The 20143-nt window shown below is 69.2% G+C and carries 15 protein-coding genes, 2 pseudogenes and 4 riboswitches; of the genes and pseudogenes, 11 read left to right on the forward strand and 6 right to left on the reverse strand.

Annotated elements, in window-relative coordinates; translation table 11 throughout:
* The first annotated feature begins 1236 nt into the window (after window positions 1–1236).
* The 3 genes and pseudogenes from O7625_RS26075 to O7625_RS26085 all read left to right on the forward strand — a co-directional run bounded on the left by O7625_RS26075 (window position 1237) and on the right by O7625_RS26085 (window position 4190).
* Window positions 1237–2592 (forward strand): glycoside hydrolase family 6 protein, encoded by a 1356-nt coding sequence (locus O7625_RS26075; RefSeq protein WP_282342375.1) that lies wholly within the window; start codon window positions 1237–1239, stop codon window positions 2590–2592.
* A gap of 130 nt (window positions 2593–2722) precedes the next feature.
* A pseudogene (locus O7625_RS26080) lies at window positions 2723–3493 on the forward strand (IS5 family transposase); the annotation flags it as partial.
* Window positions 3494–3677: 184 nt separating this feature from the next.
* Window positions 3678–4190 (forward strand): hypothetical protein, encoded by a 513-nt coding sequence (locus O7625_RS26085; protein ID WP_282342377.1) that lies wholly within the window; start codon window positions 3678–3680, stop codon window positions 4188–4190.
* Window positions 4191–4664: 474 nt separating this feature from the next.
* On the opposite strand, the gene O7625_RS26090 is transcribed toward O7625_RS26085, so the two are convergent.
* Window positions 4665–5945 (reverse strand): SMC family ATPase, encoded by a 1281-nt coding sequence (locus O7625_RS26090; protein WP_282342379.1) that lies wholly within the window; start codon window positions 5943–5945, stop codon window positions 4665–4667.
* Window positions 5946–6076: 131 nt separating this feature from the next.
* Between O7625_RS26090 and O7625_RS26095 the strand changes: the two are divergent.
* Window positions 6077–6460: pseudogene (locus O7625_RS26095) on the forward strand (transposase); the annotation flags it as partial.
* 672 nt (window positions 6461–7132) lie between these two features.
* Here O7625_RS26095 and tsaD read toward each other — a convergent pair.
* From tsaD to O7625_RS26115, 4 genes are read right to left on the reverse strand one after another with little or no spacing between them, the layout of a single operon-like run.
* On the reverse strand, window positions 7133–8185 hold the full coding sequence (tsaD, locus tag O7625_RS26100; RefSeq protein ID WP_282342381.1) for a tRNA (adenosine(37)-N6)-threonylcarbamoyltransferase complex transferase subunit TsaD: 1053 nt from the start codon (window positions 8183–8185) through the stop codon (window positions 7133–7135).
* Between the two features lie 3 nt (window positions 8186–8188).
* Window positions 8189–8737 carry a peptide deformylase gene (gene def / locus O7625_RS26105; protein ID WP_282342383.1) on the reverse strand — a complete coding sequence of 183 codons (549 nt, stop codon included), beginning with the start codon at window positions 8735–8737 and terminating at the stop codon, window positions 8189–8191.
* Between the two features lie 9 nt (window positions 8738–8746).
* Window positions 8747–9472: a CGNR zinc finger domain-containing protein gene (locus O7625_RS26110; RefSeq protein ID WP_282342385.1), complete on the reverse strand. Its 726-nt coding sequence runs from the start codon at window positions 9470–9472 to the stop codon at window positions 8747–8749.
* Between the two features lie 35 nt (window positions 9473–9507).
* A complete protein-coding gene (locus O7625_RS26115; protein WP_282342386.1) occupies window positions 9508–9909 on the reverse strand; it encodes a transcriptional repressor in 402 nt (133 codons plus the stop codon).
* A gap of 85 nt (window positions 9910–9994) precedes the next feature.
* Here O7625_RS26115 and O7625_RS26120 point away from each other — a divergent pair, with 85 nt between their 5' ends.
* The 5 genes from O7625_RS26120 to metE all read left to right on the forward strand — a co-directional run bounded on the left by O7625_RS26120 (window position 9995) and on the right by metE (window position 17038).
* Window positions 9995–10609, forward strand: coding sequence for a superoxide dismutase (locus tag O7625_RS26120; protein WP_282342388.1), 615 nt, complete (start codon window positions 9995–9997; stop codon window positions 10607–10609).
* Between the two features lie 5 nt (window positions 10610–10614).
* Window positions 10615–10875, forward strand: a complete 261-nt coding sequence (locus tag O7625_RS26125) for a superoxide dismutase (RefSeq protein ID WP_282342390.1) — start codon at window positions 10615–10617, stop codon at window positions 10873–10875.
* Between the two features lie 212 nt (window positions 10876–11087).
* A complete protein-coding gene (gene alaS, locus O7625_RS26130; RefSeq protein WP_282342392.1) occupies window positions 11088–13733 on the forward strand; it encodes an alanine--tRNA ligase in 2646 nt (881 codons plus the stop codon).
* A gap of 29 nt (window positions 13734–13762) precedes the next feature.
* Window positions 13763–13984 (forward strand): superoxide dismutase, encoded by a 222-nt coding sequence (locus O7625_RS26135; RefSeq protein ID WP_282342394.1) that lies wholly within the window; start codon window positions 13763–13765, stop codon window positions 13982–13984.
* Between the two features lie 487 nt (window positions 13985–14471).
* Window positions 14472–14686: riboswitch (cobalamin riboswitch) on the forward strand.
* A gap of 114 nt (window positions 14687–14800) precedes the next feature.
* A complete protein-coding gene (gene metE / locus O7625_RS26140; protein ID WP_282342398.1) occupies window positions 14801–17038 on the forward strand; it encodes a 5-methyltetrahydropteroyltriglutamate--homocysteine S-methyltransferase in 2238 nt (745 codons plus the stop codon).
* A 139-nt stretch (window positions 17039–17177) separates the two neighbouring features.
* Here metE and O7625_RS26145 read toward each other — a convergent pair whose 3' ends face one another.
* On the reverse strand, window positions 17178–17480 hold the full coding sequence (locus O7625_RS26145) for a hypothetical protein (RefSeq protein ID WP_282342400.1): 303 nt from the start codon (window positions 17478–17480) through the stop codon (window positions 17178–17180).
* Between the two features lie 215 nt (window positions 17481–17695).
* Window positions 17696–17901: riboswitch (cobalamin riboswitch) on the reverse strand.
* Between the two features lie 192 nt (window positions 17902–18093).
* A riboswitch (cobalamin riboswitch) is annotated at window positions 18094–18245 on the forward strand.
* A gap of 100 nt (window positions 18246–18345) precedes the next feature.
* On the opposite strand from O7625_RS26145, the gene O7625_RS26150 reads away from it, so the two are divergent.
* Together O7625_RS26150 and O7625_RS26155 are read left to right on the forward strand one after the other, a co-directional pair.
* Window positions 18346–19389: a peptidase gene (locus tag O7625_RS26150; RefSeq protein ID WP_282342401.1), complete on the forward strand. Its 1044-nt coding sequence runs from the start codon at window positions 18346–18348 to the stop codon at window positions 19387–19389.
* A gap of 32 nt (window positions 19390–19421) precedes the next feature.
* Window positions 19422–19907, forward strand: a complete 486-nt coding sequence (locus O7625_RS26155) for a hypothetical protein (RefSeq protein WP_282342402.1) — start codon at window positions 19422–19424, stop codon at window positions 19905–19907.
* Window positions 19908–19991: 84 nt separating this feature from the next.
* Window positions 19992–20130, forward strand: a riboswitch (cobalamin riboswitch).
* The last annotated feature ends 13 nt before the right edge of the window (window positions 20131–20143 follow it).

Here is a 20143-nt window from a genome sequence, read left to right on the forward strand (position 1 = left end):
CGTTTCACCTAAAGAAACCGAGCTGGCAAGGCATGGGCTGCGCAATGAACCAGCCGCGTGCCGGGATTAATACACGCCTCCTGCGGCACCGGCCCATCGAGACACATTCCCAGGTCCTGACGTGTGCGGCCACGGCAATACCGGCCTGACACGAATCCCCCTCGGAGAGACAAATGATTGCACGACGCGATCAATAGTGGACGGTGCGATCTTGCCGGTCACAGGTAGGCCCGGTGGCATGAATTGGGCGTCTGATTCACACATCTTGCGAGTGATGCACGTTCAGGTGTCTCGCTAACGACCTTGTGCACAGTCGGTCGTACGACGATGAGTGTCGTCTCACCAAATGTGGGGTGCTGCAGGCAGTGCCTTATGCCGCCGGGTGGTGTTCTCGCTGAGGTCGGCGTGTTGGTGTTCGGACAGGAGGCCGGCGATCATGCGGATGGTGGTGTCGAAGGACTCCCGTCGGCCGTGGTGGCGGCCGAGGCTCCGCCAGTTTTTGGGGTGTCCGGTGGCGTACTCGACGCGGATACGCGGTGATGAGTGCCGTTTGCGTGCCACCTCGTGTGCGGTGATGACGTTCGGCCACCCTTACTGAGCCGGCGCTTGTGGTGGAGGTGTCGATCGAGGGGTACTGGGCGGTCAGCGTGGCCAGCGTGGCGGGACCGAATGTCCGACAGCTCATACTGCAGACAGCGGGTCAGCACGTACCCCGTGGCCCATCCGGCCTGCCCATCCTCGGCGACCGGCGGGATGGCCGTCGTCTGCGAGACGTAGCAAATTTTCACCAACTGTTGGGCATTGATCACCATCTCATCCATGCGGTGGCTCCTGTCGGGCGGATGCTCTTCTAACGCTGCCCTTACAGGCTCCGGGCCATCCCCAGCCGGCGTCCAACTTCTGGCACCATCCTGACAACAGCTTGCCCGGCCGTGATCGACTAGTAGTGCCTTGCTAGGTCGGTAAGCTATTTGGGAGACCGACCGACTCCCGACCCGGCCGGCGAGACGGTCACACGTCGCGTCCGGTGATCTCGCGCCTGGGCGCACTGCCCGGTGTCCTCGATTGCGGGAGCCTTGCTCGACCCGGCGGGATGATGCGACAATAGATCGAAATGCATAAATGCATGTCGAGCGGCCGCCGACCATGCAACGGTGCGGCCGGAGCAACGGAGCCGGGCCGCACGCCCCAGGCCACCATCCGGCGCTGGGCCGCGTTCTCCAGGGAGCAGCCAGCATGAACATGTCAGCGTCCGGACGCGTGTCCACCCGGGTCCGCGCGGTTATCGCCGCCGCCGGATCCCTCCTCGTCCTGGGGGCGCTCGTCGGCACCGCTCCGGCCAGCGCGGCCGATCCGCCTACCAGGATGGACAACCCGTACGTCGGGGCGCAGGTCTACGTCGACCCGGAGTGGGCCGCCCGCGCCGCCGCCGAGCCCGGTGGCGACGCCGTCGCCGGCCAACCGACCGCCGTCTGGCTGGACCGGATCGCCCGGATCGAGGGCAAGGACGGGATGATGGGTCTGCGCGAGCACCTGGACGCGGCCGTGGCGCAGCGCGCCGACCTCGTCCAGCTGACCCTCTACGACCTGCCGGCCCGCGACTGCGGCCGATGGGCTCCGCCCGGCGAACTGTCGATCGGCGACATCGCCCGCTACCGGACCGAGTTCGTCGACCCGATCGTCGAGATCCTCGCCGACGCCCGCTACGCCAATCTGCGGATCGTCACCTTCGTCGAGCCGAACTCGCTGCCCAACCTCGTGGTCAACGTGAGCCCCCGCTACAACGCCACCCCGGCCTGCGACGAGGTCAAGGCGCGCGGCACCTACCTCGATGGGATCGGGTACGCCCTGGCCCGGCTCGGCACCATCCCCAACGTCTACTCGTACCTGGACATCAGCCACCACGGTGAGACCGGCTGGGCGGACAACGCCGACCCGTTGACGGCGCTGCTGGCGCAGGCCGCGACGAACGGCGGCAGCACGTTGGCCGACGTGCACGGCTTCGTCGCCAACACCGCCAACTACTCGGTCCTGCGCGAGGAGCACTTCCGGGTCGACGACGTGGTCGCCGGTCAGCCGGTGTACCAGTCGAAGTGGGTCGACTGGAACCCGTTCGTCGACGAGATCCCCTATGCACTGCACATGCGCGACCGGCTGATCGCAGCGGGCTTCTCCCCGCAGGTGGGGGTGGTGGTGGACACCTCCCGCAACGGCTGGGGCGGCCCGAACCGACCCACCGGCCCGGCGACCTCGTGGGACGTGAACCGTTACGTCGACGGCAGCCGGCTCGACCGGCGGACGGTGGTCGGGAACTGGTGCAATCAGGTGGGCACCGGTCTCGGCCAGCGACCGACCGCCGCGCCGGAGCTGGGCATCGACGCCTACGTCTGGGTCAAGCCGCCCGGCGAGTCCGACGGCGCCAGCGCCCGCCCGGGTACGGGCCGCCCGTACGAGCCCCTGTGCGATCCGGACTACCTCCCGCCGCGCGGTTCGACGTGGCCCACCGGCGCGATGCCGGCGGCACCCCCGTTCGGGGAGTGGTTCCCGGCGCACTTCCGCCAACTACTGGTCAACGCCTGGCCGCCGCTGTAACTACTCGCGACTCCACCAGGTTCTGAGGTTCCCCCGGTTTGCCGGAGGGTTTGATGTTCCCCGGGTTTGGTGGAGTTGGTTTGGTTGACTTTCGTGTATTTCACTGAGGAGGGGTGAGCAGCCGCCGTGGATCGTCTCGGACGAGTTGTGGGCTGAGGCCGAAGCTCTGCTGCCACCCCGTCAGCCACGGCGGTACCGCTGTCCGGGGCGCAAGCCTCTGGATGACCGCAAGGTGTTGTGCGGGATCCTGTTCGTGCTCCACACCGCGATCGCGTGGGAGTACCTGCCCCAGGAACTTGGCTTCGGGTCGGGGATGACGTGTTGGCGCAGGTTCCGGGATTGGAACGACGCCGGGGTGTGGCAGCGACTGCATGAGGTGCTGCTGGGCAAACTGCGGGCCGCCGGGCAGTTGAACATGTCCCGGGCGGTGATCGACGGCCCACGTCCGGGCGCTCAAGGGCGGCCCAAAACCGGTCCGAGCCCGGTCGACCGCCGCAAGCCAGGCTCGAAACACCACGTCATCACCGACGCGGGCGGCATCCCCCTCGCCACCGCCCTGACCGGCGGCAACCGCCACGACGTCACCCAGCTCATGCCCCTGGTCGACAAGATCCCCCAGATCAGAGGCACCCGCGGCCGGCCACGGCAACGACCGAAGAGGATCCACGCCGACCGCGGCTACGACTACGACTGCTCCCGCCGCCAACTTCGCGCCAAGGGCGTTACCCCGGTCATCGCCCGACGCGGCACAGGACACGGCTCCGGACTCGGTGCCCGACGCTGGGTCGTCGAGCAGACCATCGCCCTGCTGCACTGGTTCCGCCGACTACGCATCCGCTGGGAAATCCGCGACGACATCCACCAAGCCTTCCTCACCCTCGCCTGCGCCATCATCTGCTGGCGCCGACTCCACCGCCCAAAGAGTTTGGAGTTGCAAGTGACCGGTATTGGCCCTAGCCCAGGGCATCCCGTCGATCGCTGGCCGATCTACCAGTGGTGACGCAGTTCACTCAAGTGAGATTATCCTTCGCATGACGAGGCCCTTGCCGCCACCGCACCGCTCCCGAGGCCAGGTCTGGGCAAGTGTGCTCGCCTTCCTGAGTGCGGCCATGGGCATCGTCGTGGCGGTAGTCGCCGCTACTGTGATCGGATCAATCAACGAGCAGTTCGATCGCATGACCGGCAGTCCTCCCACAGGGCCGATGACGTTCGCTGTGGTCATCACCGTCATCGTGAGTCTGCTCATGATCGTCTTTGGCGTGTGGTGCTATCTCGCAGGCTCGCGCACTGGGTCAACGGCCGTGACCGCCGCCTGGGCGCTGTTCTCGATCGTGCTGTGCACCGCCTGCATCACGCCAGGGTGGTTCACCGGCGCGTTCCTCTACGCGGATCCTGGCGGCTCCGGCCGCTACAGATACATGGCCTTCGTCGAGCTAATCCCGAGCTGGCTTTCCACCACCTCACTCGCGCTGGCCATCGGCAAGGTGGTGACGTTCTTCGCCGCGGCGATACTGTTGTCGGCGACGCACTCACGAGCCGCCCCGGCCGACAGGACTGCACCACCTGCTCCGGTTGTCCCACCGCCCGCTCGGGGGTAAGACTGCGGACCTTTGACAGCGGCCATTAAGCCCACCGAGCAGACCCCGAAGCTGCGGCCAAACTCTCGGCGGACGAAACCTCTCGAATCACCCTCTGAACCTTGCCGCTGGGATTCAGCATCTCACCTCCGCCGCAGTCCGCGATGTCAGTCATGCCTGCTCCTGCGTGTTGTGCTGTCGGGTGGGGTGTATGCGTAGGGTGCAGCTGATGCGGCGGTGGTCGGAGGGCCAGGTGGTGGGATGTGGATTTGGTAGGTGCCGGGTATGACGGTGGCGGTGTTGAGGAGGGCGTGGTTGGCGAGGATGTAGTCGGTGTGGAGGCCGTGGGGGCCGTTGGTGGTGGGTGGTAGTGGGGTGGGTGTGTGGGGGTCGGGTCTGCTGCACCGATAGGTGACATCTGAGATGGCTTGCCCTGACGGTGAGCTGGAAGGATGTCGCTGTGCCCTGCCGGCGCAGCCCGCTTTGCGAGCAGCCTTAACGATGCGAAGAAACAATCGGCAGGCACCAAGACCAACCTTGGCTTGACCGCTGGTCAAGATGCGCTAGCCGCCGCCAGCTTGACCGATCCTGGTCCCCAGAACGCGGACGAGGGCATATCCATCGATAAGATATGCCCTCTGAGCTGCGTCGGGACGGCCGGATTCGAACCGACGACCCCTTGACCCCCAGTAGTCCGGTGGCCCAGCGGCATGCTCGCGCATGTTTGTCCAGGTCGCTCCAAGCATAATCCGGCCGAGTAAAGGAGTCGTAGCACCACTGCCTCGCCAAGCATCGACCAACTCCTGTCGACAAGCAGCGCGCAGCGACTTGCCTCCCATCCCTCGACCACACTGTTGAAACTGGTGGCCGGCCTCGACTGGGCGGAACAGCGGTCCCATGATGATCCCAGTCGAGCACCTGAGCCTCGACGACCACGGATGAGCCGGTCGCTGTCTTGCGCACGTGTAGGCGCGACGGTATGCGCCTGCGCAGTTCCGCGACGTGGCTGACCAGTCCGACGGTCCGGCCACCGGAGCGCAGGGCGTCGAGCGTGTCGAGCACCTGATCGAGCGCCTCTTGATCGAGACTGCCGAAGCCCTCGTCGACGAACAGGCTACCGAGTTGGGTGCCGCCTGCCTCGGCCAAGACGACATCGCTGAGGCCGAGGGCAAGACACAGCGAGACCAGGAAAGTCTCTCCGCCCGAGAGCGTGGCCGGGCGGCGCTCCTGGCCAGTCCACGCATCGATGACGGACAGGCCGAGACCGTTTCGCCCGGCGCGGCGGCCTGTGTCTGACTCGGTGACGTGGCGCAGCAGGTAGCGGTTGTGGGTGACCTGTCCGAGGCGGGTGTTCGCGGCCGTCACGACGTGCCGGAACCGGTGGGTCAGCACGTACGTGGAGAGGGTCATTCGGGTATTGCTGTCGGTGCTCTTGCCCTCGACGAGTTGGGCGAGCCGGTTGGCGATCTCGTACTCCGCGCGGATGGGCTTCCATTTGGCGAGGGCGTTGACCAGGTCGGGGCCCAGTTGCTTCAGTCGGTCGTGTTGCCGGACGGCAAGGCCGCGCTGGGCATGCAGTTCGGTGGCACGTTGCCTCGCGGTCTGGTAGGCCTGTTCGCTGCCCTCGACGTCCGGTGGTGGTTCGTGTGCGGCCGTGAGCAGTGTGGGGTCCTGCACTCGTCCTGCGATCTTGTTGTACTCGCTGTCGAAGGCGTCGATTCGTTCCTGCAGTTCGGCCAGCTCGGGGTTGGCCAGGGCTGCGCTACGCGCTGCCACGGCGTCGGCGAACTCCGACAGGTGCAGGTGATGGTGCGCCTCACGGTGGGCATCGGTGAGTTCCTTCGCTGCCTGTCGCCACTCCCCCAGGCTGCTCGCTGCGGCCTTGACCTCAGATCCGAACCCGCAGGCGGGTGCCTCGGGTGCGTGGGGTGGTCGACTTCGCGTTGCGGCGACGTCAGCGATACGTCACCGTCCTGATCGACGCGGTCATCCGTGAACGCATCGACGTGCTGCCCGACCGCAAGGCCGCAACGCCAGAAACGTGGCTGCGCGATCACTCGGTGTCGAGGTGGTATGTCGGGACTCCTCCGGCGCCTACGCCGATGCGGTCCGCCGCGCCTTGCCCGACGCGTTGCAGGTCGCCGACCGCTGGCACCTGTGGCACAACCTCGCCGAGGCCGTGCGCAAAGAGGTCACCGCCCACAGCTCATGCTGGGCCAAAGCAGGCCCACCGCCGCAGGACGGCGGACGAGCGGTGGACCACCCGGCAGCGGTGGCAACAGGTGCACGGCCAGTGCAATGCTATCGGCCGGCGCGCCGAGGAGACGGCCGAGGCCGGTACGGACGCGGGCCAGGTCGTCGGCGCGCTCGGCGGCGGCACGATAGCCACCTACCTCCGCCTCGTGTCTCAGGTGCCCCATCACCCCTCCGTCACAGGGGTGGCAACGACGAGCCCGCGCCTTCGAGGAAGACGTGCGCGCCGCCGCGAGTTACGTCGGTGCGACGCGCCTCATCTGCGGCTATGGATCCTATTCGATAGCAGCGTCTTCCACGCGAGTTCTCGCCGCAGCGGGTCCACTGCTGCCAGACAGCAGGGATCACCGCGCGGTCTTCGTACCCGAATTCGATTACGTGGATGTGATTCCAATCAATACGGCACTGCGACGTTGGGATCGTCAAGTGCGGTGGTTACTAACGCGATTCTGCAAGCGACGTGTGCGGCCGTGGCGATACCACCGTAGGATGCCTGGATTTCCTACTTCACAGCATAACTGCACACCTCATGGAGCATCCTAGGAAATCCGGTTACTTGGTTGACCTTCGTCGCGTCAGGGACGTGTAGAAGAATCTGTGCAGTCCCTGCTCAGCGCGACGTGTTAGGAGGGGCCTGGTGATAACGCGACACGGCACCCCTGGTGGATCGGCCCCAGGATGAGGCGGACCGGCCCGAGCGGTGACAGCGGTCAGACAGGTCGGCCTCTGCGTGGGCCTCTGAGGAGAGCACCGTGTAGGGCTGCGGAAGGGTCGGCACTGAGATCGAGTCGGTCCGGCGCGACGTTCGCGCGGACGAGCAGGTCGCCGACGGCGGCGATCATGGCGCCGTTGTCGGTGCAGAGTCGAGGCGATGGTACGCGTAGCCGCACGCCGGCGGTTGCGGCACGTTGTTCGGCGAGGTGCCGCACCCGACTGTTGGCGGCGACACCACCGACGAGGAGCAGCGTGTCCGCTCGGTGGTCGCGGCAGGCGGCCAGGGCTTTGTGCGTGAGGGTGTCCGCGATGGCTTCCTGGAAGGAGGCGGCGACGTCGGGCACGGGTACGGGCTGGTCGGCGTTCTTCTCGATCCAGCGGGCTACGGCGGTTTTGAGACCGGAGAAGGAGAATTGGTAGGGCGGGTCGTGGCGGCTGGTCATGGGGCGGGGGAAGTTGATGGCGTCGGGGTTGCCGTCGCGGGCGATGCGGTCGATGGCGGGTCCGCCGGGGTAGGGCAGGCCGAGGAGGCGGGCGACTTTGTCGAAGGCTTCGCCGGCGGCGTCGTCGACGGTGTCGCCGAGGTGGATGACGGGGTCACGTGCGAGGTCGCCCAGTAGGAGGAGTGAGGTGTGCCCGCCGGAGACGATGAGTGCGACGCAGCGGCGGGGTAGGGGGCCGTGTTCGAGGGTGTCGACGGCGGCGTGACCGGCGAGGTGGTGAACGCCGTAGAGGGGTACGCCGAGGCTGAGGGCGTATGCCTTGCCTGCGGCGAGGCCTACCTGCACGGCGGTGGCGAGCCCGGGACCGGCGGTGGCGGCGACGGCGTCGATGTCGCCGAGGCCGATCCCGGCGCGGTCGAGGGCGTGCCGGACCATAGGGGTGACGGCGTGCAGATGGGCGCGGGCGGCGATCTCGGGTACGACGCCGCCGAAGCGGGCGTGTTCGTCCATGCTGGTGGCGAGGGCATCGCCGAGCAGGACGCCGTCGGCGACGATGCCGACGCCGGTCTCGTCGCAGGAGGTTTCGATGCCGAGGACGACCGGCATCGGTCAGGCGTCCTGCGCCGTGCCCGCGCCGACGCCCGGGTGTTCGGCGCTGGCGGCGAGGATCTCCTTGCGGAGCTTGGTGGGGAGCCGGTCGACGTAGGCGAGGCCGTCGAGGTGATCGACCTCGTGTTGGAAACAGCGGGCAAGGGTGCCGGTGCCGTCCAGCCGGATCTCCTGGCCGTGGATGTCGAACCCGGTGACGGTGGCGGTGGCGCAGCGGGCCAGGTCGGCGTGCTGGCCGGGCACGGACAGGCAGCCCTCCGAGTCGGTCACCAGCTCGCGGTGCTCGGGTAGGTGCAGAACCGGGTTGATGACGGTGGCGATGGTGTGGGTGCCGGTGGCGTCGGGGCAGTCGACGACGAAGATCCGCGCGTCGACGCCGATCTGGTTGGCGGCCAGACCGACGCCGTGGGCGGCGTACATGCTGGCGAACATGTCGGCGACGAGCTGGGCGAGGGCGTCGTCGAAGTCGGTCACCTCGGCACAGCGGCAATGCAGCACAGGGGTGCCGTAACGGGTGATCGGACGCGGAGTGCCGGTCGAGGTCTGCACAGTTGCCCATCATAGGCAATTGCTATTCCATGGCATTAAGGGTTCTTCTACTGTGTGACGTTGCTGGCTGTGCACGGGGGCGGGCAGCGGTCGGGGGTGGGTGGCACGACGTCTGGCGCGGTGGGCCCGTACGTGGTTGCGGGTGGCACACCGGTCAGAGCAGAACCGGCGGCGTCGGTTACTGCTGTCGTCGAGGAACGCGGTCTGGCATCGGGGTTCCGCACAGACGCCGAGCCTGTTGATGCCCCGTTCACACAGCCAGACAGCGAGTCCCCACAGGGCGGTGGCAAGGTACTCGACTACAGGGGTGCCGGACGCGGCGACGTGGATACGCCAGTCGACCGCGCAGGTGCCGGAGATCATCGGCCGGACCCGATACCGGGCCAGCAGGCCGTTGAGCCGGTCGATCGCCTGCCGCTCATGGCCGGCTGCCACGGTCTGGAACACCTCGCGCAAGCGGTGCCCGGCCACTCTCAGTGTGTGCAGGTCGGCTTCCGTGACGACATCGCGGAACCGAGGCTCCTCCGCCAGCAGTGCCTGCGCGTCCGTACGGTCTTCGAGCTGCGTGTTGGCCAGTGCCGTCGCGCGGAGGGCCAGCGAGTAGCTGTCGGTCGGCCCGCCGCTGCGGCTGCCCACCCCGGTGCGGTGAGCGCGTGCCGGGCGCTCGGGTCCGACCGACACCGGGGCGGGGCGTGTGCCGGCGGGTGCGGTCCTCAGCGGGCCGTTGTTCGGCACCGCGCACACCGCCCGTAGACCACGACACCGCGGGGCTAGCCGGATAGTTCCGTATCGATCCCGACAGCGTGGGCGGCGGCGACGCTCGCGGCGACGGCCTCGGCCGGTAGCTGCCGCATGTCGCCGCAGGTGCCGCGGACAGCGTGGTGATGGGCGTCGTCGGCGAGCCCGAAGGTCATCGTCCTGCCGACCGGCACGGTGTGGGCGATGCCCAGCTCGACCAGTTGCCGCAGCACCCGATGCACCGTTGACAGTTCCACGGCCACACCATGGGCGAGGAGGGCTTGATACAGCTCGTTCACGGTGAGGTGCCCGCGGCCACCTACGGCGTGGGCGAGTTGGTCGAGCACTCCGCGGCGGGCTGCGGTGTTGCCCAGGCCAGCGCGGCGTAATCGCTGCACCGCGGCGTTCACCCGCTCGGTCTCCGATGTGGTCAACCACCGCTCCTCGCCGCACGATCACCGGTTCTATTGCAAAATAGTGGCAAGAGCATCAACTTGGCAGCAACCCCGAGGAGTTCTGATGGCGGTTTACACCCTGCCCGATCTGCCCTACGACTACGGCGCCCTGGAGCCGGCCATGTCGGGGCAGATCCTGGAGCTGCATCACGACAAGCACCACGCTGCGTACGTCAAGGGCGCCAACGACGGCCTGGAGCAGCTCGCCGAGGCCCGGGCGAAGGGGGACTTCTCGACCCTGGTCGGCCTGGAGAAGACGTACGCGTTCAACCTGTCCGGGCACGTACTGCACACGATCTTCTGGGGCAACCTCTCCCCGGACGGCGGTGACCGTCCCGACGGCGAGCTGGCCGCCGCGATCGAGGAGCACTTCGGCACGTTCGACGCGTTCGCCGGGCAACTGTCCGCCGCCACCAAGGGCGTGCAGGGCTCCGGGTGGGGCGTGCTGGCCTGGGAACCGCTCGGACAGCGGCTGATCGTGGAGCAGGTCTACGACCACCACGGCAACGTCGGCCAGGGCTCCATTCCGCTGCTGGTCTTCGACGCCTGGGAGCACGCCTACTACCTGCAGTACAAGAACGTCCGGCCAGACTACGTCGACCGGCTGTGGAACCTGGTCAACTGGTCGGACGTGATCGCCCGCTTCGACGCCGCCCGCGCCACCACGCCAAAGATCTGATCGGCGTGACCAGCCCCACCCCGGCAGCGGCCGAACTGGTCCAACGCGCCGCCGGGGTCATCGCGGCCAAGCACCGCGGTGACCTCGGTGGCGCCGAGGAGCTGCTCGCCGCGTTCGGTTCCGAGCAGGCCAAAAGCCTCGGGTTCTACCTCCTGGCAGACCTGAGCCTCGGGCTGCTCCGCGCGCAGAGCGGCCAGTCCATGGACGATCTCGTGCAGGAGCTGTCCCTGCTCGTCGCCGCCACCGCCACCCCGCCCGACAGCTGACGGCGGTGGTCATCCGGTCGGTGCCGCCGGCACCACCAGACGTGCCGACGGCACCGACCGGAACCCGCGCTCGCGCAGCGTCTGCCGCCTTCCCCAGCCGACTCGCTGGCCGCACCGCGCCACGGGCAGTCGTCGACCGGGGGGCGTCCCGAACCACCTCACCTTCCTGCCAATAGAATGCAGTTGCAGAGAGGCGGCAATAAGGGGGCGTTGTGCAGACGGCGGAGATCAAGCAGCGCTTCTTGGCACACTTCGAGGCCAACGGACACACGGTGGTGCCCTCGGCACCGCTGCCCGCGATCTCGGATCCGAACCTGCTGTTCATCAACGCCGGAATGGTGCAGTTCGTCCCCTACTTCCTCGGCCAGCAGGCCGCGCCCTACCGGACGGCCACGTCGGTGCAGAAGTGCATCCGCACGCCGGACATCGACGAGGTCGGCAAGACCAGCCGGCACGGCACGTTCTTCCAGATGAACGGCAACTTCTCGTTCGGCGACTACTTCAAGGCCGGGGCGATCCCCCTCGCCTGGGAGCTGTCGACCACCCCAGTGGAGCAGGGTGGTTTCGGGTTGGACCCGGAACGGATCTGGGCGACGGTCTACCTGGACGACGACGAGGCGTACGACCTGTGGCTCAAGACCGGCGTGCCGGTCGAGCGCATCGTGCGGCGGGGCAAGGCGGACAACTTCTGGTCGATGGGAATCCCCGGCCCGGCGGGTCCCTGTTCCGAGCTTTACTACGACCGCGGCCCGACCTACGGCGCCGAGGGCGGCCCGGAAGTCGACGAGGATCGCTACCTGGAGTTCTGGAACCTCGTGTTCATGCAGTACGAGATCACCGACGTGGCGTCGAAGACCGACTTCCGGATCGTCGGCGAACTGCCGAACAAGAACATCGACACCGGGATGGGCTTGGAACGGATCGCCTCGATCCTGCAAGGGGTGGACAACCTCTACGAGATCGACGAAGTGCGTCCCGTCCTGGCCAGGGCCGCCGACCTGACCGGCAAGCGGTACGGCGTGCACTCCGGGCAGGCGGCCAGCCAGTCCCACCCCGACGACGTCCGTCTACGGGTCATCGCCGACCACGTCCGTACCGCGCTCATGCTCATCGGCGACGGGGTCACCCCGTCCAACGAAGGCCGGGGCTACGTGCTGCGGCGGATCATGCGCCGTGCGATCCGCGCCATGCGGCTGCTCGGCTGGCAGGGCAAGGCTCTGCCTGAGCTGCTTCCCGTCGCCCTCGACTGCATGGCCCCGTCGTACCCGGAACTCGCCGCCGACTTCGACCGCATCTCCTCAGCCGCCTACGCCGAGGAGGATACCTTCCTTGGCACGCTGCGCGCCGGCACCACCATCCTCGACACCGCGATCGCCGAGACCAAGAAGGCCGGACGTTCGTCACTGCCCGGCGACAAGGCGTTCCAACTACACGACACGTACGGCTTCCCGATCGACCTCACCCTGGAGATCGCGAACGAGCAGGGCCTGACCGTGGACGCCGACGGGTTCCGGGCCCTGATGACCGCGCAGCGCGCCCGCGCGAAGGCCGACGCGAAGGCCCGCAAGACCGGCCACGCCGACCTGTCCGCCTACCGGACGGTGCTGGACGCGCACGGGCCCACGGACTGGTTGGCCTACGAAACGCTCGACACCGAATCCCGGGTCGTCGCGATCTGGTCCGGCGGCGCCACGGTGGACACCGCCGAGGCCGGTGACATGGTCACCGTCGCACTGGACCGCACCCCGTTCTACGCCGAGAGCGGCGGACAGGACTCCGATGCCGGCCTGCTCACCGGCCCAAACCTGCGCGCCGAGATCATCGACGTCCAGCGACCGGTCAAGGGTCTGATCGCGCACACCGTCCGGATCCTCGACGGCAGCCTCACCGTCGGTGAAACGGTGCACGCCGCGGTCGACGCCGAATGGCGCATCGGCGCCCGGCAGGCCCACTCGGGCACGCACGTCGTGCATGCCGCGCTGCGCCAGGTTCTCGGGCCGAACGCGCTGCAGTCGGGCTCGTACAACCGGCCCGGTTACCTGCGCCTGGACTTCGCCTGGCGCGGTGGCCTGACCGAGACCACCCGCAGTGAGATCGAGGAGATCGCCAATCTGGCGATCCGTCGTGACCTGCCCGTCGAGGTCCGCCACCTGCCGCTGGCGCAGGCCCGCGCCGAGGGTGCCCTGGCTCTGTTCGGCGAAACCTACGACGACACCGTCCGGGTCGTCGAGATCGGTGGCGAGTGGTCCCGCGAGCTGTGCGGCGGCACTCATGTCGCGCATTCCGCGCAGATCGGCTCCCTCGCGCTCACCGGCGAATCATCGGTCGGTGCCGGCCAACGTCGCATCGAAGCAGTCACCGGAATCGAGGCGTTCCGGTACCTGGCCCGCGAACGCGACCTCGTCACCCAGCTCGCCGCCCAGCTCAAAGCCCGCCCCGAGGAACTTCCCGACCGCATCACCACCCTGCTGGCGCGACTCAAGCAGACCGAACGCGAGGCCGACGACCTGCGCGGCCGGCTCATCGACCTGGACGCCGACACGTACGCCGCCAACGCCATCGACCTCGGCGGCCTCGCCTACGCCGGTATCACGACCACCGGCGACGCCCGCCGTCTCGCCGAGAAGGTCCGCGATCGCCTCGGCCGCCGCCCCGGCGTCGTCGGCGTCGTCGCCGGTGCGAGCATCGTCGTCGCCGTCACCCCCGCCGGCGTGCAACGCGGCCTGGCCGCCAACGACCTGATCAAGCGTCTCCTGGCGGGAAAGGGCGGTGGCAGCGCCGCGTCCGCCCAGGGCAAAGCCGACGCGGATCCGACAGAGCTGCTCGACCGGCTGCGGGACCTCACCCGCGCCGCATGACACCTGACGCCGCTGCTCTGCTGACCGGGATGCAACGCGCTGTGGGGATCGTCGCTGCCCGCCACCGCGGCGACCTCCCCGGCGTCCAGGCGCTCACCGACGCGTTCACCGACGACGCCGAACGCGCCCAAGCCTTCCTCCTGCTCACCGAACTCGCCCTCGCCATCACCAGCGACCACACCGGTAGGGAGTTGCCCGCCATCGTCCGGGAGATCTCCCTGCGCATCGCCGCCCTCGCCGCCGCTGACTGACCGTCCCACCACCTAAGGTCCCGCCGCCACCGGCCGGGCACCCGCCTGCCGAAAGAACCTCATGAGCGCCGGCACTGTCGTTCGTTCCCTCGATGGCAGCAATGTCGTGCTCGGCGAGGTTGGTCAGCGGGTCCTGCTAACCCGTACCTCGTGCTCTGCCTCGCCACCTCGGCCTGCCGCATGGACTGGCTCGACGGCAGCCCACCCCGGCACCTCAACGAACAGGTGGGCGTAGCCACCTACCGGCGCATCTCCCCGGTACACATGCTCACCAACCAGACCCACAGCCTGTACCGCAACCGCCTCATCGAACTGCTCGACCTCGGCGAGGAAGCCTCGGGAAAAGCACTGTTGCCCGGCTCGGGGCCGCGTAGCGGAGGATCCAGACGTCGTGCAGACGGTCGAGGTGGCTGGCCATCCATAGCCGAGCAACGCGAATCGTGTTCCGCGCCTCGGACGCCGGCCGCGGCAGGCGGCGATGGGGCGTAGGATCGCGGGCGGTGCTGGTTCGCCTCTCCCGTTTTTCGGGTGGGGCGTCGTAAGAGGGAACCCGGTGTGAGACCGGGACTGCCCCGCAGCGGTGAGTGGGAACGACCGCCGTCAACGAAGCACTGGACCGCAAGGTCTGGGAAGCGACGGCCAGTAGGCGACCCTGTGTCACGCCCACGAGTCCGAAGACCTGCCAGCACTGCGCGTACCGCCGGTACGCGCCGTCGGCGGCCTCTCGGGAGGGCCAGGGCGGAATGTCGGCTACGCCGGGCGTATCCGTCTTCCTCTCTCGCGTGGTCGCCGGTCACCGCGAGGGAAGGACCATCTGTGACCACCTCATTCGGGCAGAGCACCGTGCTCGGCTATCCCCGGATCGGCGCCCACCGCGAGTGGAAGCGGGCCGTCGAGGCGTACTGGGCCGGCACGCTGGATGCCGCCGGTCTGGAGGACGTCGCCACCGGGCTACGTGCCGACGTGTGGCGGACGCTGCGCGACGCGCGTCTCGACGCGATCCCGTCCAACACGTTCTCCTACTACGACCACGTGCTCGACACCGCCGTCGCGGTCGGTGCGGTCCCCCGCCGGTTCGCCCGGCTCGGCCTCGGGCAACTCGACACCTACTTCGCCATGGCCCGTGGCGTCGATGCGGCGCCAGCGCTGGAACTTACCAAGTGGTTCGACACCAACTACCACTACCTGGTACCGGAGATCGATCCCGACACCGTGTTCGCGGCGCATCCGGAGAAGGCCCTGGGCGAGTACGCGCAGGCGCGTGACCTGGGCATCACCACCCGGCCGGTGCTGGTGGGTCCGGCCACCTTCCTGCTGCTGGCCAAGGGTGACGATCCGTTCGGCCGGCTCGACGACCTGGTCGACACGTACGCCCGGATCCTCACCGCCCTGGCCGAGGCGGGCGTGGCGTGGGTCCAACTGGACGAGCCTGCCTACGTCGCCGACCGCAGCCCGGCTGAGATCGAGGGTCTGCGGCACGCCTACCGACGCCTCGGTGAGCTGCCCCACCGGCCCCGGATCTTCGTCGCCACCTACTTCGGTGACCTCGGCGACGCGCTGCCGGCGCTGCTGGACACCCCGGTCGAGGCGGTCGGCCTGGATCTGGTCGCCGGTGCGGGCAACCTGCACCGGCTCGCCGCCGCCGGTCCCCTGCGCGGCAAGACCGTCGTTGCCGGCCTGGTCGACGGGCGCAACGTCTGGCGCACGGATCTGCGCGCCGCTGTCGCCGCCGGCGCGACGGTCGGCGGACTGGCCGACCACGTGGCGGTATCCACGTCCTGTTCGCTGCTGCACGTCCCGGTCGACCTGTCCGCCGAAACCTCCCTCGACCCGCAGTTGTCCGCGCGGCTCGCGTTCGCCCGGCAGAAGGTCGACGAGGTGGTCCTGCTCGGCCGCGCACTACGCGACGGCACCACCTCCCTGCCCGCCCCGCTGCCGCCCGTCCCGGCGGCTTGGCGTCACGACGACGTCCGCGGTCGGTTGGCCGCGCTGCGCCCCACCGACCGGCAACGCGCCGACTATCCGTCCCGGGCCGCCCGCCAGCAGGAACGGTTGGGGCTGCCGGACCTGCCGACCACCACGATCGGATCGTTCCCGCAGACCACCGAGCTGCGCAGAGCCCGCGCCGCGCACCACGCCGGCACCCTCGACGACGCCGGCTACACGCAGCGGATGCGCGCCGAGGTGGAGCAGGTCGTCCGGTTGCAGGAACGGCTGGGCCTGGACGTGCTCGTGCACGGTGAGCCGGAACGCAACGACATGGTCCAGTACTTCGGCGAACAACTCGACGGTTTCGCGGCCACCACGCACGGCTGGGTGCAGTCCTACGGCTCCCGCTGCGTCCGCCCGCCGATCATCCACGGGGACGTGGCCCGACAGGTTCCGATGACCGTCGCCTGGTCCACCTACGCCCAGTCGCTGACCGACCGTCCGGTCAAGGGCATGCTCACCGGCCCGGTCACCATCCTGGCCTGGTCGTTCGTCCGTACCGACCAGCCCCTGGCCGACACCGCCGACCAGGTCGCGCTCGCGCTGCGCGACGAGTGCCGCGACCTGGAGGCTGCCGGCATCCGGATCATCCAGGTCGACGAGCCCGCCCTCCGGGAAACCCTGCCCCTGCGCCGGGCCGACCAGAAGGCGTACCTCGACTGGGCCGTCGGTGCGTTCCGGCTGGCCACCAGCGGGGTCGCCGACGACACCCAGATCCACACCCACCTGTGCTACAGCGAGTTCGGTGAGGTGATCACCGCCATCGACGCCCTCGACGCCGACGTCACCAGCATCGAGGCGTCCCGCTCGAAGATGGAGATCCTCGACGACCTCGCCGCGATCGGCTACCGCCGGGGCGTCGGCCCCGGCGTGTGGGACATCCACTCGCCCCGCATCCCACCCCACCACGAGGTGGTCGACGCGCTCCGCCGGGCCGTCGCGGCCGTGCCCGCCCGACGGTTGTGGGTCAACCCGGACTGCGGTCTGAAGACCCGCACCTATGCCGAGGTCGAGGCGTCCCTCCGGCACCTCGTCGCCGCTGCCGCCGAGGTCCGTCGGAGCTGACCGGGCCAGTCCGGGCGGGCTCCCAAGGGAGTCCGCCCGGACCCCGAGCCGTCCGCGCAACTCACCTACCGGCAGGGTCGGGCGGCTCAGGAGAGTGCCGTCGGATGCGGTGCGGTGTCCGGGTGGGTGTCGCGGTGGTTCATGTCGTCGGTGCGGGCATGACCGGCGGTCGCGGGATCCGCTGGGCGTCTGCCAGATCCCTGATCCGGCTGTCGGCATCGCGGTGAGCCCCGCAGCAGTCCGGCGTCGAATCGACGATCTGCCGGATGTCGGTGAGCAGTGTGCTCAGGGCTTTCACCTGGTCGGTCAGGCTGCGGTTTCGCGCTTCGCGGGCGCCGAGTTGCCGGCGCGCGGAAGCGAGACGTTCGTAGTCCGCCGCCGGGAGGACGACGACATCTTCGTCATCGATCCTGAGGTGGCGTGGTGCGGCGGTCTTGCTCACTGGCCGTTCCGTTCGGCCGGCGTGCCGGCGATGCCGGGAGTCACGGCGTCGGACGTTGACGGATGGGGCCGTTGTGCTGGTGGCGCTTGCATCTGGGTCTCCTTCTGCTGAGTCGCCCGAACTCGGCAGGGAGCGGTACGGTCGCACGCAGCACCGGATGTTGTGCTGTCGCCGATGGTCGACCCGCCCTCGAAGGTCGCCGAGCTCTCCACGCGCGGATACACGTGGGCAGCGGCAGGTCTTCGGACTCGTGGGCGTCGTGCTCAGGCCTACCGGCCGTCGCTTCCCAGGCCGTGCGGGCCCAGTGCTGATGACGGCGGTCGTTCCCACTCACCGCTGCGGGGCAGTCCCGGTCTCGCACCGGGTTCCCTCTTGCGCCGCCACGTGGTGGGCGTGGCGGACCAACTGCGGTGTCACGATATCGCGTCGGGTCCCGACGCGGCGGTGTTTCCTACTGCAACGTTGCGTACCGCGGGCGACGGTGAGTCGATGTGCCGTTGCTGACCGCGTTCGTGTCGGGTGGCGAGGGTACGGCCGGCTTCGTCCGGAGAGGACGGCGATCATGCCGGTTCTCACCAACCGTGTTCGCACGATGGCGCATTGACATCCTCTGTCGCGGAGATCAGACTGTCGCGACAACTTCATCAACGCGTGCGCGGGGGAAGTCCGGTCGAAGTCCGGCGCTGGCCCGCAACGGTAGGTCGTCGAGGTGGCAGACACCCCTGACGGCAAGTCCGAATACCCGCCGCACGCGTGATGTCCGTTCCCCACCCGTCGTGGCCCACGGGTCGGAGGCCGGTCGATCCTGCCTGCCGGTGGTGATCGTCCGGGTTCTGACGACCGCCGGGCCGGAAAGGCGCTTCCGATGGTCGTCCGCCTGAGCCGGCACCGCCTGCTCGCCCTGTTCTGCGGCGCACTCGCCGCTCTCACCCTTGCCACGCCCGCGGCCGCTGCGCCCGCACACCCCGGCGCCGACCGGGCCGGCGCCGCCGCCGGCTGGCTCGCGCGGCAGCTCGTCGACGGCGAACGATTCGAGGTGGTCTTCGACGGCGTCGCCTACCCCGACCAGGGATTGACCCTCGACGCGGTGTTCGCCTTCGCCGCCGCCGGTGTCGCCGACGACTTCGGGACGCGGGCACTGGACTGGGTCACCCGGCCGGACGTCCGCGACGGTTACGTCGGTGACGGCGGCGCCGAGGCGTACGCAGGCGCGACCGCGAAACTCGCCCTCGCCGTGCAGGTACGCGGGGGCGACCCGACCGACGTCGGCGGGGTCGACCTGATCGCCCGGCTGCGGGGGCTGGAATCGTCCAACGGCCGGTTCACCGACCGGTCGGCGTACGGGAACTACAGCAACGCGTTCAGCCAGTCCTTCGCGATCCTCGCCCTGGACCGCACAGCGCAGGGTGCGCCCGCGACCGCCACCACCTGGCTGGCCGGCACCCGCTGCCCGGACGGCGGATACCCGCTGCTGCCCGCCCAGCCGGTGTGTACCTCCGATGTGGACGCCACCGCACTGGCGGTGCAGGCGCTCCAGGCGGCGGGCCGCCCGGCCGACGCTGCCGCCGGGCTGCGCTGGTTGGTGTCGGTGCAGGGCGCCAACGGTAGCTTCACCGACCCGACGGGCATCCCGAACGCCAACAGCACCGGGCTCGCCGCGCAGGCGCTGCGCACCGGCCACCGGCCGTTGGCCTGGGCGCGGGCACGGACGTTCCTGGTCGGCCTGCAGGTGGGTTGCGGCGCAGCCCCGGCCGACCGGGGCGCGGTCGACTTCGACGGCGGCACCTTCGACCCGGCCACCGCCACCCGCGCCACCGGCCAGGCAGTCCTGGGCCTGACCGGTGCCGGCTACGCCACGCTCTCCGCTGCGACCGCCGGTTCCGACGCACCGGTGCTCACCTGTCCCTGACCTGTCACGCCGACCTGAACCCGGGAGGACCTGTGTTCCGTCTCCGATCCATCGTCCGCGTACGACTCGCCGGCCTGGTGGCCGCCGCCATCGCCGCTGTCGCCCTGACCGCCGTGGAGCCCGTGCCGCAGGCGGCGCACGCCGCCGCCTGCACCGGCACCACCGGGGTCACCGTCGTGGTCGACTACGGCGCGCTCGGCGGGGGCGTGCAGGTCGCGTGCGCCCTAGGCGACCCGGCCACCGGGTTGGCCGCCCTGCAGGGGGCCGGCTTCACGGTGACCGGCACCTCGCGCTGGGGTCTGGCGTTCGTCTGCAGGATCAACGGCAAGCCCACGGCCGCGACGGACCCGTGTGTCAACACACCGCCGGCCACCGCCTACTGGTCGTACTGGCATGCCCCCTCGGGCGGGTCGTGGTCCTACAGCTCCTCGGGCGCCAGCGGCTACAACCCGGCTCCGGGCAGTGTCGAGGGTTGGTCCTTCGGGGCGGGCGCACCGCCGAGCATCGCGGCACCCTGACCCTGCCGGCATCCCCGCGGGCTGACCGGTGGGCCGGCCGTCGGCCGCCGCCCTGGCGTCCTGTGACGCCAGGGCGGTACCGTGTCGACATCCGGTGCGCCGGGTACCCAACTGCATACGTCCCGTGTGGGGGAAAGCCGGTAGAAGCCGGCGCTGACCCGCAACCGTGAGCGAGGGGTCCTCTCGCGAGCCGGAATGCCCCGCCCGGGACGAGCGGCTTCCACTGTCGAGGTCTA

Source organism: Micromonospora sp. WMMD714 (genome assembly GCF_029581315.1).
GTDB lineage: Bacteria > Actinomycetota > Actinomycetes > Mycobacteriales > Micromonosporaceae > Micromonospora > Micromonospora rifamycinica.